The 15431-nt window shown below is 70.7% G+C and carries 9 protein-coding genes and 1 pseudogene; 2 read left to right on the top strand and 8 right to left on the bottom strand.

Annotated elements, in window-relative coordinates; genetic code table 11:
- The first annotated feature begins 170 nt into the window (after positions 1-170).
- Positions 171-970 (top strand): IS5 family transposase gene (locus ACIO5E_RS35920; RefSeq protein ID WP_400676386.1). Its coding sequence is split into 2 segments (ribosomal slippage): positions 171-504 and positions 504-970, totalling 801 coding nucleotides; the frame shifts between segments, so codons are not numbered across the junction.
- 208 nt (positions 971-1178) lie between these two features.
- Here the strand turns inward: ACIO5E_RS35920 and ACIO5E_RS35915 are convergent.
- The 6 genes from ACIO5E_RS35915 to ACIO5E_RS35890 all read right to left on the bottom strand — a co-directional run bounded on the left by ACIO5E_RS35915 (position 1179) and on the right by ACIO5E_RS35890 (position 12960).
- Complete coding sequence (locus tag ACIO5E_RS35915) at positions 1179-2126, bottom strand: hypothetical protein (protein ID WP_400676149.1); 948 nt, start codon at positions 2124-2126, stop codon at positions 1179-1181.
- A gap of 224 nt (positions 2127-2350) precedes the next feature.
- The gene (locus tag ACIO5E_RS35910) at positions 2351-3727 is read right to left on the bottom strand and encodes a Mu transposase domain-containing protein (protein ID WP_400676147.1); all 1377 of its coding nucleotides are present in this window, start codon (positions 3725-3727) and stop codon (positions 2351-2353) included.
- Positions 3728-4133: 406 nt separating this feature from the next.
- On the bottom strand, positions 4134-4556 hold the full coding sequence (locus tag ACIO5E_RS35905) for an ATP-binding protein (RefSeq protein ID WP_400676145.1): 423 nt from the start codon (positions 4554-4556) through the stop codon (positions 4134-4136).
- Positions 4557-4644: 88 nt separating this feature from the next.
- Positions 4645-11154, bottom strand: a complete 6510-nt coding sequence (locus ACIO5E_RS35900) for an SDR family NAD(P)-dependent oxidoreductase (RefSeq protein ID WP_400676143.1) — start codon at positions 11152-11154, stop codon at positions 4645-4647.
- Positions 11155-11234: 80 nt separating this feature from the next.
- Positions 11235-12521: a beta-ketoacyl-[acyl-carrier-protein] synthase family protein gene (locus ACIO5E_RS35895; RefSeq protein WP_400676384.1), complete on the bottom strand. Its 1287-nt coding sequence runs from the start codon at positions 12519-12521 to the stop codon at positions 11235-11237.
- A gap of 229 nt (positions 12522-12750) precedes the next feature.
- A complete protein-coding gene (locus tag ACIO5E_RS35890; protein ID WP_400676382.1) occupies positions 12751-12960 on the bottom strand; it encodes a DUF5988 family protein in 210 nt (69 codons plus the stop codon).
- A 633-nt stretch (positions 12961-13593) separates the two neighbouring features.
- On the opposite strand from ACIO5E_RS35890, the gene ACIO5E_RS35885 reads away from it, so the two are divergent.
- Entirely contained in the window at positions 13594-14094 is a 501-nt protein-coding gene (locus tag ACIO5E_RS35885) for an IPT/TIG domain-containing protein (protein ID WP_400676142.1), read from the top strand.
- 155 nt (positions 14095-14249) lie between these two features.
- Here ACIO5E_RS35885 and ACIO5E_RS35880 read toward each other — a convergent pair whose 3' ends face one another.
- Complete coding sequence (locus ACIO5E_RS35880) at positions 14250-15233, bottom strand: IPT/TIG domain-containing protein (protein WP_400676380.1); 984 nt, start codon at positions 15231-15233, stop codon at positions 14250-14252.
- 30 nt (positions 15234-15263) lie between these two features.
- Positions 15264-15428, bottom strand: a pseudogene (locus ACIO5E_RS35875) (IPT/TIG domain-containing protein); the annotation flags it as partial.
- Positions 15429-15431 lie beyond the last annotated feature (3 nt).

Below are 15431 nucleotides of genomic sequence, written 5' to 3'. Positions count from 1 at the left end.
CCGCCGCCCGGCAGCGGGCCGGCAGGGATCCTCCTCCCGCCTGCGGGGGTCAGCTGCTGTCCGAGTACCGGCGACGGATACTCGGCGGTTCCTCCCACACCTGCGAGAGTCAGCCGATCGATGGGTTTAGAAGACATCTCATTTGGATGGCTGAGTAGGCTGTGGGCGTGATGATCGTGGAGCGCCTGGTGCCGGACGAGTTGTGGGAGCTGTTCCAGCTGGTGGTGCCGGCAGCGCCGACCCGTCCCCAGGGCGGCGGTCGGCGCCGCTACGGGGATCGCGAAGTGTTGGCGGCGATCGTGTTCGTCGCGACGTCGGGGTGCACGTGGGCCCAGCTGCCGTCCTGTTTCGGTCCGTCCGGGCCTACCGCCCATCGTCGCTTCACCGAGTGGAGCAGGGCCCGGGTCTGGGCCAAGCTCCACCGGGTCGTCCTGGACGAGCTCGGCGCGCGGGACGAGCTGGACTGGTCGAGGTGCGCGGTCGACTCGGTGAACATGCGGGCCCTCGAAAAGCGGAGTTGACGGGTCCGAATCCTGTCGATCGGGGCAAGTACGGGCCGAAGATCCACCTGCTCACCGAACGCACCGGTTTACCCCTGTCGCTCGCGGTCTCCGGGGCCAACGTCCACGACAGCCAGGCCCTGATCCCGCTCGTCGACGCCATCCCGCCGATCCGCTCGCGGCGCGGCCCGCGGCGGCGCCGACCCGGCAAGCTGCACGGCGACAAAGCCTACGACCACCGCTTCATCCGCATCTACCGGCGCCGCCGGCAGATACCGGCCCGGATCGCCCGCCGAGGCATCGAGTCCTCCCAGCGCCTCGGCCGGCACCGTTGGGTGATCGAGTGCACCGTCGCCTGGCTCGGCGGCTTCCGCCGCCTCCACCGCCGCTACGAACGCAAGGCCGACCACTTCGCCGCCTTCGCCGGCATCGCAACAGCCCTCATCTGCACCCGGCGACTCTCCAAATGAGACGTCTTCTTAGGGTGCGTCAGCGGACGACTTCGCCGGACGCGCGGAGGGACACTGGCCGCCGCAGGCACGAACCAGACCCGCCCCTCGTCTGACCGATGGCCGGAGTCTCATGGTCGCTGTCTCGTTCAAGGTCCATGGGCCACGACAGACGATCACTCCGCTCCACGTGAACCACATGAAGGAACCCAAGGGCTGGGCGCCGTCGTCACCGATTCCCCCAGTCCCACGGGGCCGACCGGGCGCCGCGTAGGCACGCCACTTGGTGGACCGCCAACGCGCGGGTCCGGGAATCAAGGTGGGCGCGGCGCACAGTGTCCATCACGGCGGTAAGCACGACGACGTCCCGGACGACCTGGTAGCCCGACCACGCGCCTATGTGGTCGTAGGGGGCGGCGACGTCGGCCCAGCCGTGCGCGGTGTAGGTGTCGTGGTAGGCCTGCAGGTCGTCGGGGCGGCCGCGCAGCAGCTCGTTGCTCCAGCGCGCGGCGACCAGGTCCCACTCCCGGTGGCCGCGCCACAGCGGTCTGCGCAGCACCAGCCGCGGGCGCATCCCGCCGTCGTGGCAGCGAGCCAGTTGTCGGGCCCCGAGGATGACGGTGGGCGGAGTCGGCCAGTCGATGCCTGCCCACTCCGCGTGTAACCAGGCGGTGCACTCGTACAAGAACCAGCGGGCGGACCCGCTCAGCGGGGTCTCGTCCAGGCCGTCCAGCAGACCGGCGAACGGGTCGTGGTCCTCCAGCCACAGCGCGGCCTCGGGACGGATCCGGTGCACAGCGGCGGTCACCCACGCGCTCAGCGACTCGTCCCGACTCCGTTTCCCGGGGTCGTGCCAGAAAGTGACGGCTCGGCCGGCAGCCGCGCGCACGCCGCTGTAATACGGGGCGACGACGGCCACCCGGTGCTGTTCCAGCAGCTCCGCGCCCCGCACCAGCGCCCACGCCTCCTCCAGACCCATGTGCACCAGGGCAATCGCACGCGAGGCGGGCAGCGACCAGACGTCGAGGGGGTGGTCGCTGACCAACTCGGCATGCCGGGCGTCGTCGCCGGTATCCGCGCAGGCCTGGGTCAGGGCCAAGTAGGACGCTGTGACGTCCTGCCTGCGGGCGTGGCTGGTGGTCTTGAGCAGCGCGCTGGTGCTCGGTCCGATGCTCACGGAGCAGTCCTCGGGGACGAAGTCGATGGACAAGGAGTTCTGTCCGGGACAGCTCCAGGCGCTGTCCCGGATCCGGCCGGCCCCGTGCGGGGGGGGCGCGCACCCGGCCACGGCGGCTGGTCGAGTCGAGGCTCACCATGGTGTGTTCGGGCTTTCGGGAGCTCGGTCGGTGACGGACATCCGGGGCGCACCGCTCGGGGTGGGCTGCGGGACGGCGGTCGACGTCATATCCGGCCGATCTCCTCCGCAGCCACAAGACGGTGCCGGTGCGCTCTGCGGCCGTCTGTCCGCTCTTCCCGCTGCGGGTGCGTGGTACCGGAACCGGCTCCGCGTGGGGCAGGCGGAGCCGGCTCGTGTCCTGCCGCGTGAGCGGGCGGCTCGGTAGGCTGCTCGCCGCCGGGCCGGGGCAGGACTTGGTCCTCGGCCGAGGCGGCCGGCGACCGCGGGCGACGGATTCTGCCTGCCGCCCAGGCTCGCGTCCCGGTGCCGGATGTCCGGTCGGGCCGTTCCAGAGTGATCGGGCCACTGTGCTCGGCGACCGTTCGGCCCGCCCCCGCCGGTGCCCTGCGGAAGCAGGCGATGACCGCCCCGCGGGTGGTGGTGATCGACAGGTGGGGTTCGTCCAGCCGTCGGCGGATCCGCACCTCGTTACCGACGAGACCTGCGGGGAGCAGGTAGAAGTTGCCCTCGAACGACACGCGTCCGTGAGGATCGACCCTGCGTTCAACGCAGATGCGAGCCGGGAACGGCTTTGAGGGCAGGGGCAGCAGGGCTCGGGCGTGGCAACCCGCCCGTCGGTGCCGACTGTCCGAGCGCTCGGTCAGACGGTCGAGGCTGTCCTGGGCCGCCTGCACGCCGAGTTCGTCGGACGCGGTGTCCCACCAGTGAAGGACGACGGAGCGGTGGGCGCGGATGACGGGGCTGGGCGCTCCCGCCTGTGGGCGGATCGCGATGGAGGCACCGTAGTGGACCGCGATCTCGTGGAAGACGGCGGTCACCTTGCCGGCCGTGGAGCAGACCGGCGGAGTCCCGTCGAATAACCAGCGCTCGCCGGTGCCTCCGAGGCGACGCAGCACCTGGTCCAGGGCTTCCACGCAGTGCGGGAGGTCGTTGGTGCCGGCCAAGGCAGCCCGCCAGTGGCCGGATTGCGTGAGCGAGCCCATGAGCAGGTACATCTCGCGCCCGTAGCCCCATTCGGCCGGTGGGGCCGGGAGCTGCACCCAGTCGAACTGCACGTCGTCCGAGGGGCCGCAGCCGGGGCCGGCCCTCTCGCGGTGGCGCGGTCCGCGGCGCGGCCACATCAGATGCCTGCGCAGGGCGCGGGTGAAGGTCGAGTAGGCGCGGCCGTAGCCCAGCTCGACGATCTCGCTGTGGAGAACGTTCGCCTGCAGGTGCGGATCTTCGTCGAGGCGGTGCCGACAGTACGGGACGAACTGCAGGAACTCGTCACGAGTCACTGACCGGACCCCTACGGTCCGCTCTCCGTTGAGGTAGGCCCTGACCGTCTTGCGGTCACGGCCCATGCACCGGGCGATCGCCGAGATGGACCAGCCCTGGTGGCGCATGTGGCAAATCTCTCGGTATTCCTCTGCACTGAGCATCCAGACCCCTAGCTATCGGACTTCGCCGCCGCAAAGCGTTTTGAATTAGTGGCGGCCGCCAGGCATGGTCGAAAAAATATAGCATGCGACAGAATCCCTCAAGGGGCGGAAACGTTTCTTTTTGGATATTTCGTGGGCAATTTCAGAGAGCGGGGTACGGCGCCGCCTCGCACGAGGATTGGGCCCCGGCTCCGCACACAATCCCACGCAATCCCTTGGGGAATTCTGCCGAGCAGTGAGAGAACTGCATATTGAAGGACGCTTGAATCACGCGCACGTGAGGATTGGCGCCGAATCGTTCATGCGGCGGGCTCGGTGATACGCCGGAACCCCGGGTCACCGGCCGCCGGCCGCACGGGGTTGCCGTGCAACGGCCGGCGGCGGGCGTGAGAGACGGCGCCCGGCCTCACAGCGGCAGTCGGCAGGAAACCGTCTTGGTTCCGTCGAGATGGAAACGGTACCCCCATGAACCGGCAATGCTCTCCACCAGAAGCAGACCGCGCCCGCCTTCCTGAGAGGCGGTTTCCCGGTGCGTCTGGGGAGCGCTCGCGGAGTGGTCTCGAATCCCGATCGACAGCCACCGCTGGTCGAGCGCGATGGTCACCCTGATCGGCTGCTCGTTATCGGTGTGCCGGATCGCGTTCGTCAGAAGCTCAGTGGTCAGGAGTTCGGCGTCCTCGGTGAGGTGTGCTATCTCCCAGCGGCTGAGAATGAAGTTCACGGCACGGCGCACAGGCCGCACGCAATGGGCCTCCGGCAAGACGAGCATGGTGATGCGTCGTCCCTGCGTGTCATGCGCGTCCAGGAGTGGCAAGTCTGTGGAGGTCATGGTCGTCCCCTGGTTCCCTCCCCCGGCAGAGCCGGGATCCCGTGCTTCTCGGCCGGCAGTGGCTTGGCGCCGGCGGCCCGGAGCGAGTTCATGGGTTCTTCCTCAGCGGCTCGGTGCCGGCTGTGGCGTCCGGCGACTGGGCCGACTGCGGCGAGCGGGGAGCGATGAGGTCCACGGCTCGGCGCACGGCGTCACCGGGGGAATCCGGTGGGGCGTCGGTGGTCAGGCTGATGCCGATGTGCTGTGCGAGGCCGTCGGCGAGAGCCGCCAGAGTGGGGTGGCCCGCGACGAAGTCGCCGGCGAGCCTGACGCCGAGCGAAGCCTCCAGGCGGGTGCGCAGTTCGATGCGGAGCAGGGAATCGAACCCGAGCGCGTTCAGCGGGGTCTGCGGATCCAGGGTGCTGGCCCCCAGCCGGAGCACGGTGCGGATGTGTTCGGCCAGGTAGTCCTCGAGGACCGTGCGGCGGGCGAGGCCGGGTGCCGCGGCCCGCAGCTCGCGTCGGATGTCGCGCGCCGCATCCCGGCCGACCGCCTCCACGGGGGTGTCGGGCGTCTCGGACGTGAGGAGGGCGAACAGCGAGGACGCTCGGCCGGCCGAGGGGATCCAGGTGTCCGGCGGGCCGGGGATGACGCCGGTGCGTACGCGGCTGTGGATCAGGAGCGCCGCCAGGGCCTCGAGTCCTTCGGCGGTGGGAATGGTCTGGTAGCCGCGGGTCGCGAAGCCGGTGGCGACCCCTGTTTCGCCCCAGGGCCCCCAGTTCACGGCCAACGTGGGCAGGTCCAGGGCGGTGCGCCAGGTGGCGAACGCGTCAAGCCACGCATTGGCGGCCGAGTAGGCACCCTGGCCCGGGTTGCCGAGCAGGGAGGCCATGGAGGAGTACAGGACCAACCAGTCGAGTGGCAGTCCGGTGGTGGCCTCGTGGAGCCGCCAGGCACCGGTGACCTTGGGATGCCAGACGCGTTCGAGCTGGTCGTCGGTGATGTTGGACACCGCGGCGTCGTCGAGGACCATCGCGGCGTGGATGACGCCGCGCAGTGTCCCGCCGCCCGCGGTGGCTTCGGCCACCAGCTGCTCGGCGACGCCGGGCTGCGCGATGTCCCCGAGCACGACGCTGACGCGGGTCCCCTGTTCACACAGTCCGGCGAGGGCCCGTTCGGTGTCGACCGAGGGCGGTGTGCGTCCGTTGAGGACGAGGTGGGCGGCGCCTTGGCCCGCCAGCCAGAGGGCCGTGGCGAGGCCTACGCCGCGCAGGCCTCCGGTGATGATGTAGGCGCCGTCCGCTCGCACCGGCGAGGGCGGGTCCCGCAGTACGGCGGCGGTGTGGCCTTCGCCGGGTACCGTCAGGACCAGTTTGCCGATGTGCCCGGCGCCGGCCATGAGGCGGAAGGCGTCGGCGGCCTGCGCGAGCGGATAGGTCTGGCACGGCAACGGCACGAGGGTGCCTCGGTTGAATTCGGCCAGGACCTCGCCCAGCAGCTCGGCGAAGGTGTCCGGGCGAGTGTGCTGGAGCTCGACGAGGTCGACCGTGCTCATGGTGATGTTGTGCCGTAGCGGTGCGAGACCCAGCGGGGTGTCGGCGAGGATGTCGCGTACACCCAGCTCGACGAACCTGCCGAAGGGGCGCAGCGTTTCCAGTCCGGCCCTGATGGCAGGCCCAGAGAGGGAGTTGAGGACCACGTCGACACCCTCTCCGGCGGTGGCGGCGCGGGTCTGCTCGGCGAAGTCCAGCGAGCGGGAGTCCATGACGTGCCGGATGCCCATCGCACTCAGGTATCGGCGCTTGTCCTCGCTGCCGGCGGTGGCGAGCACTTCGGCGCCCAGGCGCCGCGCGACCGCGACCGCGGCCAGTCCGGTCCCGCCGGTGGCGCTGTGGATCAGGACACGCTCGCCTCTGGTGAGCCTGGCGAGGCGGCGCAGCGCGTACCAGGCGGTGAGGTAGGCGACGGGCAGCCCGGCGGCTGTCTCGGCGGGCAGGCCCGCCGGGATGGGGGCGACGGCGGCGGCGGGCAGGGTGGTGAAGGTCGTGAAGAGGCCGCCTCGCACGTCGACGGCGAGGACGTTGTCGCCGGCGCACACGTTCCTGACGCCCCGTCCGACGGCGGTGATCACGCCGGTGGCTTCGAAGCCGATGCGGTAGCCCGCTTCGTCGTCGGTCGCCAGCATGCCCATGGCGGTGAGCACGTCGCGGAAGTTCACGCCCGCGGCGTGCAGGCGCAGTTCGACTTCACCGGGGCCGGGAGTACGTCGTGGTGTGGTGGTCAGACGCAGGGCGTCGAGGTCGCCGAGCCGCCCTGCGTGGAGCTGGAAGCGGTCGGCGCCGTAGCGCACGGTGCGGGTGACGGCGGTGGCGCGTTCGGTTTCGGACAGGGGGGTGTAGGACAGCCGGGCGATGTGCCGGGTGTCACCGCGCAGGGCGATCTCGTCCTCGGGAGGGTCGGTGAGGAGTTCGGCCGCGAGTCGGTGCAGGTCGATGTCGGCGGAGTCGGTGTCGATGAGGGTCGCCCGCAGCTCCGGGTGTTCGTGTGTCAGGACGCGCACGAGTCCGCGCAGGGCGCTCTGGGCGGGGTCGGCGGGTTGCCCTGGCTCCGGATCGTGGGCGGAGCGGGTGACGGCGAACAGGCGTGTGGGCGTGCTGTGCGCGATCGTGCCCTGCGCGGCGGCGAGAAGGCGGCGGGTACGGCACAGGGCGATCGCGGCGGCGTCGTCCTCGGGCGCGGACGGCGCGGACAGGAGGACCACGGCGCACGGTGCGGGTGTGGAGTCCCAGTGTCGGGCGATGGTCTGCTTGAGCGGCTGGAGGGTGGCGCTGTCCACGGGAACGTCGAGGACTTCGGTGCGTGCTCCGGCGAGCTCGAGGGCGTCCGCCAGTGCCCGGGCGGATCCGTCCGCCTCGCCGATGACGAGCCAGGGGCCCGGGGCGGCCGGTTCGAGGCTCTCCCGGCGCGGCACGGGCTGCCAGTGGGTTTCGAGGAACCACCGGTCGACGGTTTCGTCGGCCCCCGCGCCGTGGCGTACGAAGCGCAGTGCGTCGATCTCGACGAGGGGGTTTCCCGCCTCGTCCAGCAGCCGCACGTCACCGATGATGCTGTCCGCGGCGGTGTGGGTGAGCCGGGCGTGCGCGTAGCGGGCGTCCTCGGAGGCTGAGAGGATTCGCATGGCGCGCATCTGGACGGGCAGCACCAGGCCGTGGCCCGGTTCGTGGATCAGGCCGGCGACGACGAGCTGGGCACACAGGTCCAGGAGGACCGGGTGGATCCGTAGGCCGTGGCGGGCGGTGCGTGCCGGGTCCGGCAGCGTCACGCGGGCCCAGAAGCTGTCGCCCTGGGCGGACGTGTGCAGCTCGGTGATACCGCTGAAGGCCGGGCCGTGTTCCAGGCCTCGTGCGCGCAGGCTCGCGTAGAGGGCGTGCGGATCCAGGACGACGGGGTGGTCGGCGGCCAGTGCGGCCACGGAGGGCGCCGGTGTCCGGGGGGAGGCGTCGATGCGACGCAGGACCGCGGTGGCCTGCCGCACCCAGGTTCCGTCCTTGTCCTGACCGAAGACTTCGCAGTCGGCGCGGTCGGCGCTGGTCAGGGTGACGGTCGTGCCGACGGACGTGTGGGCGTCGAGGTGCAGCAACTCGCGGAAGTGGATGTCGGTCGCTTCGACGTCGTGCGCGGCGCCGTGGAAGACCTCGCCGGCCGCGGTCAGCGCCAGGGCGCAATAGGCGGCGCCGGGCAGGACCGGTTGGCCGTGGACGCGGTGGTCGGCCATCCAGGGCAGGACGTCGGTGCCGGCGTCGGCGTGCCAGGTGTGGCGGGGTTGGTCGCCGGGCACTTCCGTGTGTGTTCCCGGCAGGGCGGCGGGTGCGCTTTCGGCGTGCTGGGAGGCCGCTCGGGGTGCGGCGATGTCGGTCCAGTGGGGTCGGCGGTCGAAGGTCAGCGCGGGTACGTCGGTCAGGCGGCCGCCGGCGTAGAGGCGCGACCAGTCGACGCCGACTCCCGCGCAGTGCAGGGCGGCGAGCTGGGTACGAAAGGTGGTGCGTTCGTCTTCCCCCTTGCGCAGTGTCGGCAGGATCACGGGCTCGTGGAGCAGGCCGGCCAGGCTCTGGGCGAGGGGGCGGGTGACGACGGCGTGGGGCGAGATCTCGAGGTACACCTGGTGGCGGTCGGCGGCGGCTGCGGCCACGGCGGCGCCGAAGCGTACGGGTCGACGCAGGTTGGCGCACCAGTAGGCGGCGTCGAAGATCGGGGTGTCGCAGGGGTCGTCCAGGACGGTGGTGTAGAAGGGGATGGTCGGTCGGCTGGGGGTGAGCTCGGCGAGCGCGGCGGCGAGGTCCGCGAGCAGCGGGTCGACCTGGGGGCAGTGCGAGGCGACGTCGACGTCGATCATGCGTGCCACGACTCCGCGGGCCTGCCAGGTGGTGGTCAGGTGCCGGATGGCGGCCACGGTGCCGGCGACGACGGTCGAGTCGGGCGCGGCGACGACGGCCACGGACACCGTGTCGTCGCCGATGGCGGCGAGGTCGTTCTCGACGGTCGCGCGGTCGAGGCCGACGCTCGCCATGGCGCCGGCTCCGGCGATGCGGGTGAGGAGAGCGGAGCGTCGGCAGATGACGCGGACGCCGTCGGCCAGGGTGAGTGCGCCGGCGGTGACGGCGGCCGCGACTTCGCCCATGGAATGGCCGATGACGGCGGCCGGTTCGACCCCGTGGTCGCGCCAGACGGCGGCCAGGGCGACCTGCAGGGCGAACAACGCGGGTTGCACGTGGCCGCAGCCGCTGATGTGTTCGCGGTCGCGGACGGCTCGCAGGACGGAGAACCCGGTTTCGGCGGTGATCAGCGCATCGGCTTCGGTCAGGGTCTCGGCGAAGGCCGGCTCGTGGTGGAGCAGGTCGTGCCCCATGCCCTGCCACTGCGAGCCCTGACCGGAGAACACCCAGACGGGACGGCGGCTGACGCCGGCGCCCACGTGACCGCGTACGACGCCCGGGTGGGCTCGACCGGCTTCGAAGGAACGCAGGGCGCGCGTCAGGTCGCGGTGGGAGTCGGCCACCACGCCGAGCCGGCCGTGGCCCGGGGAGCGACGCAGGGCGAGGGTGTGGGCGATGTCGTGCAGGGGAGTGGCGGCTCCCTCGCTCTCGAGCCAGCGGGCCAGGCGCGCGGCGGCGGTGGGCAGCGCGTCCGGGGAGCCGGCGGCGAGGAGGAAGACGTGGGGTGAGGTGGCCTGCGCCTGCGACGGCGGGGCGTCGGCGGGGACGGCGGCCGCGTGTGTGGCGGTGCCTGCGGTGGGGCCGCCGGGGAGGATGACGGTGCGGCGGCGGGTGGAGGCCTGTTCGAGGATCACGTGGGCGTTGGTCCCGGAGAAGCCGAAGGAGGACACCGCGGCCAGTCGCGAGGCCGTCCGGGTGGGCCAGGCGGACAGGTCGGTGGGGACGAAAAGGCGGGTGCCTTCGGCGCTGATGGCCGGGTTCCACCGGGTGAAGTGCAGGTTGGGCGGGACGAGCCCGCGCTGGAGGCAGAGCACTGCCTTGATCAGGCCGATGACGCCGGCCGCCGGTTCCAGGTGGCCCACGTTCGTCTTCACCGAACCCAGCGCGCAGCGCCCCTGTCCCACGCCGTAGACCGCAGCCAGGCTGGAGAACTCGACGGGGTCGCCGACGGGTGTGCCGGTGCCGTGCGTCTCCACCAGGCCCACGTCGCGCGGGTCGGTTCCGGCTCGGGCGAGGGCCTGGTGGTAAAGGGCCTGCTGGGCCTCGGCGGAGGGCGAGGCCAGGACGTCGGAGCGGCCGTCCTGGTTGACGGCCGAGCCGCGGACCAGGGCCAGGATGCGGTCGTCGTCCCGTAGCGCGTCCTCGAGGCGCTTGAGGACGACGACGCCGCAGCCTTCGCCGCGTACGAAGCCGTCCGCGGACGCGTCGAAGGTCCGGCAGCGACCGGTGGGCGAGAGCATCCCCATGCGGGCGAAGGACATCGTCGTCCTGGCGCCGAGCGTGAGGGTGACGCCGCCGGCCAGCGCGAGATCGCACTCGTCGTTGCGCAGGGCCTGACAGGCCAGGTGGACCGCCACGAGCGAGGACGAGCACGCGGTGTCCAGTGCCACGCACGGGCCCTGGAGGCCCAGCAGGTAGGAGATGCGCCCAGGCGCGACGCAGTGCCCGTTGGTCAGGATCGCGCCCTCGAGTTCACGGGGCTGGCCGGCGAGGGACTCCATGTAGTCGGTGTAGCTCAGTCCCGCGAACAGTCCCGTGGAGGTTCCCGCCAGTCGCTCCGGAGGGAGTCCGGCGTGTTCGAGTGCCTCCCACGTCACCTCCAGGAGCAGCCGGTGCTGGGGGTCCAGGACGTCGGCTTCCTTGCCCGAGACCCCGAAGAAGTCGGCGTCGAAACCGGCGACGTCGCGAAGGTAGCCCCCCCACGACGGCATCGGCCCGGCGGCGTGGGCGGGGGCCGCCGCCACGTGCCCCGCGCGGCTTATCGGCGGTTCGCCGACCGCGTCCTGGCCGGCTTCGAGCAGCCGCCACAGCGCGGCGGGCGACTCGATGTCGCGGGGAAGCCGGCATCCCATGCCGACGATGGCGATGTGCGCATCAGCGGCTCTCGGATTCTCTGTGTGGCCCATCACATGGTCTCCTACGCGATTGCACGAACGGGGGTGGGGGGGCGCTCGCCGTCCGACGACGCGGTCGGCGGGTGCCGGGGTCAGTCGACGTTCGAGCTGCCCAGCAGGATCGCGCTCTTGACCCCTCCGATCTGGTAGTTGCAGGTCAGTGCGTAGTCGAACTCCAGGTGCCGGGTGTGGAGGCCGGGGACGGGGTCGAAGCAGATGTTGTCGGCCGGCTCCTCGCAGTTCGCGGTGGGGCACACCTGTCCCTTTTCCAGCATCAGGAGGGTCAGGGCGACGCCCAGGGCTCCCGCCGGGGCGCCGTTGTGGCCGAAGCAGGCTTCCTGGGAGGTCATCAGGAGGTCTTCGACAGCGTCGCCGTAGAGCTGCCTGGCCGCGTTCGCCTCGAACGCGGTCACGACGACGTCGCCGTCGCTTCCGCCGTGGATGTAGGGGACCTGGCCGATGTCCCACCGGTCGCCGAGGCACTTGCGGATGGCGGCGACCAGCGAGGCGCCGTTCTCGTCGCTTGCGAGCGGATTGGACAGGCCGTCGCGGGTCATGCCGTGTGACAGGACCTGGCCGTAGGTGCGCGCCCCGCGTTGCTGGGCGTGATCGCGGCTCTCCAGCACCAGGGTCGCCGATCCCTCCCCGTGGTTCACGCAGTCGGCCCGCCGGTCGTAGGGCCTCATGACCCGGTCGAAGGCCGGGAGGAGTTCGGGCATGCCGTCGACGCGGATGGAATCGTAGGCACGCTGGGCGCCGTGCAGCAGACGCTGGACGTTCTGGATCACGTCCACACCGAACACGTCGACGCCGGTGACGATGGCGAGGTCGGTGTCACCGTCCGCGATCATGCGGCGGGCGTTGCCGATCTGGACGGCGGAGGAAGCACAGCCGCACGAGACGGTGAAGCAGGGGCCGGTCGTGCGCATCAGCGCCCCTTGGACCAGTGCCACGTCAGAAGGGGTGAGTCCCTGCTGAGCCCTGACGAACAACTCCATCGCCTGGTGCGGGGTGACGGTGCGCGCGTCGGCGTGCAGGACTTCGAGGTAGCTGGAGACGTTGGCGTCGATGCCCCCGCGCCCGACCAGGACGGCGGCGTCGGTGAGGTCACCGTCTCGGATGCTCAGTTGGGCGTCCTCGCAGGCTTCCACGAGGGACACCAGCCCGTAGCGGTGCGCGTTGGTGTAGTGCTTGGAGAAGATGCCCGGCAGTTCGGGCAGACGCTCCGCGAACGCCGTGTCCGGCAGATCGACGGAACCGTAGTAGACGCCGTGGTGCTTCAGGCACGAGCGTCCGTTGGAGGCCACGTCCCAGACCTCGCCCGCGGTGAACAGCGGCTGGTCGCCGCCCGGCAGGCAGAACCCCATGCCGGTGACCATGGTGTCCCGCTCGCCGTTGCCGCCCCGTGGGCGCGCGCTGGAGAGCCCGCTCACGACGCGTACCCAAGGGTCCGGGGCGGACGCTCTGTTCGTCCTCGTGTGGGAAGGTCGCTGGTCATTGCTCACCTCGGGGTGTGGGGTGGGGTGATACGGGACGGCGCCGCGTTGGTGTGTGGCCCCCGGGGGCCGGCGCCGGCGTCGGATGCCGGGGGGACAGTGACGGGCGCGCCTACTCGGCGATGGCGGTCCGGTACGACCACTGGTAGACGGGCATCAGTACGCCCCCGATGTCCTTGAAGTCCTGCGTGATCTCGAAGTGCTCGTAGCCGTTCCCGCGAGGGATCTTCAACCGGCTCTCGATGCTCCCGGATTTCACTTCCTGAATCTCAGGAATGTCACTCGGGCCGCCCTTGAGGAAGACGAGCAGACCGTGGGGCATGACACTCACCTTCCCATTCAAAACGCTGAAGAATTCTTCGAAGAGGATCAAGCAGCCAGCTGGCGGCGCACACCCTGAATACCCCCCGGGAAGACGGATTAACCCAGGAATCCCAACAGCACATGAAGTGCTCAAGGGGGCGCACCAACATCGCAGTCCGCAGATCGCGGAGACGCCGCGGAAGCCGTGATGTTATCCGAATAAAGCCCAGATCCAGAATCGCCGGCAAGGATAAATACGAAGACTGCGCCATGCTCTCCAGGCCGCGCCACACCATGGACATATCAGCAGGTCAGAGAGCTAACAAGGCCGGTTCCCGCAGGCGATCTCCCCAGTTTCCGGGCACTCTCACCCCGGCTCCCGACCGGATCCTCGAGAACTTTTCGAGAGACATCCGGGAAGGCACTCGTTCGCGCTCACTTAAAATGCCCAGGGGCAAGTCTTTTGGTCGTGATCGGTTCCACTCGGCGAGGCGTCGAAAAAATTGTGCGCCCCCGATTCAGCTTATGCCCCCACTTTTATCGAATGCCCTATTGCCACTCGATGACGCCCGAACCTACCGTGAGGAAAACGCCTCGTCGACTTGGCCACAATGACCTTGTCCGGCGTTCGGAGTCGGAAAAGAGGAATCCTATGTCCCCGATTCTCCTCGCACTCGTCCCCTCGCAGGGCCCGGCGACCGGGGGTAACCCCGTGCTCCTGGTCGGCACCGGGCTGACCGGGGCCACGGCCGTCCTGTTCGGCACCGCCCCCGCGCTCAGCTTCACCGTCCAGTTCGACGGCGCCATCACGGCCGTCGCCCCGCCCGGAACCGGGACCGTCCAGGTCACGGTGGTCACGGCGTCCGGCACCAGCAACAACCTCAGCTACGCCTACCAGGCGCCGGTCCCGCCGACCATCCTCGCGCTCGTGCCGCCGGTGGGCCTGGCCATGGGTGGCCTGCCCGTCCTCATCGTGGGCCACGGCCTGTCCGGCGCGACGTCGGTCCTGTTCGGCTCCACCCCTGCCTCGAACTTCACCGTGCTGGGCGACGGGGCCATCCTGGCCGTCTCGCCGGCCGGAAGCGGAACCGTCTCCGTCACGGTGACCACGCCCGCCGGCACCAGCGGCGGCGCCTCCTACACCTACCTGTAGGACGCCGGCCGGCCGCCGGTCCGTGCGCGACATGGTCCGGCGGGATGAGAACAGTGAGCTCCGACAGCGCCTGCTGTCGGAGCTCACTGTTCGTCGGACGCCCGGTCGGGGGCGGGATTGCGAGTCCGCGCCTGCTCCCGGACGTGGTGGCGACCCTAGATCGTCGGTGGGGCGGTGTAGGTGTAGGCGAGGCTGTTGCTGGTGCCGCCGGGGGTGGTCACCGTCACCTGCACCGTGCCCGAACCCACCGGCGCCGTGGCGACCAGGAGACTGTCCGACACGACGGTGAAGGCGGCCGGCGCGGACCCGAAGGTGACCGCGGTGGCGGCGCTCAGCCCGCTGCCCGTCAGCGTGACCGTGGTCCCACCCGAGGTCGGCCCCGCCGTGGGAACCACACTCACCAGCTGGGGAACGGGAAGGTACGTGAACGCGACACCGTTGCTGGTGCCGCCGGGGGTGGTCACCGTCACCTGCACCGTGCCCGAGCCCGCCGGCACGGTCGCGGTGATCTGCGTCGCCGACACCACCGTGAACGACAAGGCGTTGACAGCACCGAACCGCACCGCCGTCGCGCCCAGCAGATTGTTTCCTGTGACGGTGACGGTGGTTCCGCCGAGAACAGGCCCTTGGCCGGGGACCACAGCGGTGAGCTGGGGGTTGCTCAGGTAGTAGTAGGGCACGGGGAGGCTGGTGCCACCGGCCGTGGTGACGGTGACACCGGACGGCCCGGGCCCTCCGGTCGGCACGGTCGCGGTGATCTGCGTCGCCGACACCACCGTGAACGACAAGGCGTTGACAGCACCGAACCGCACCGCCGTCACCCCCACGAACCCGCTGCCCGTCAGCGTGACCGTGTTGCCTCCGGATGCCGGCCCCTGGGTCGGGACGATCGTGGTCACCACCGGTGGGGCGGTGTAGGTGTAGGCGAGGCTGTTGCTGGTGCCGCCGGGGGTGGTCACCGTCACCTGCACCGTGCCCGAACCCACCGGCGCCGTGGCGACCAGGAGACTGTCCGACACGACGGTGAAGGCGGCCGGCGCGGACCCGAAGGTGACCGCGGTGGCGGCGCTCAGCCCGCTGCCCGTCAGCGTGACCGTGGTCCCACCCGAGGTCGGCCCCGCCGTGGGAACCACACTCACCAGCTGGGGAACGGGAAGGTACGTGAACGCGACACCGTTGCTGGTGCCGCCGGGGGTGGTCACCGTCACCTGCACCGTGCCCGAGCCCGCCGGCACCGTCGCGGTGATCTGCGTCGCCGACACCACCGTGAACGACAAGGCGTTGACAGCACCGAACCGCACCGCCGTCACCCCCACGAACCCGCTGCCCGTCAGCGT

It is taken from the genome of Kitasatospora sp. NPDC087314, from assembly GCF_044744365.1.
Lineage (GTDB): Bacteria > Actinomycetota > Actinomycetes > Streptomycetales > Streptomycetaceae > Kitasatospora.
Note: the sequence above shows the minus strand (reverse complement) of the source record. Positions and strands in the feature narration are given on the sequence as shown.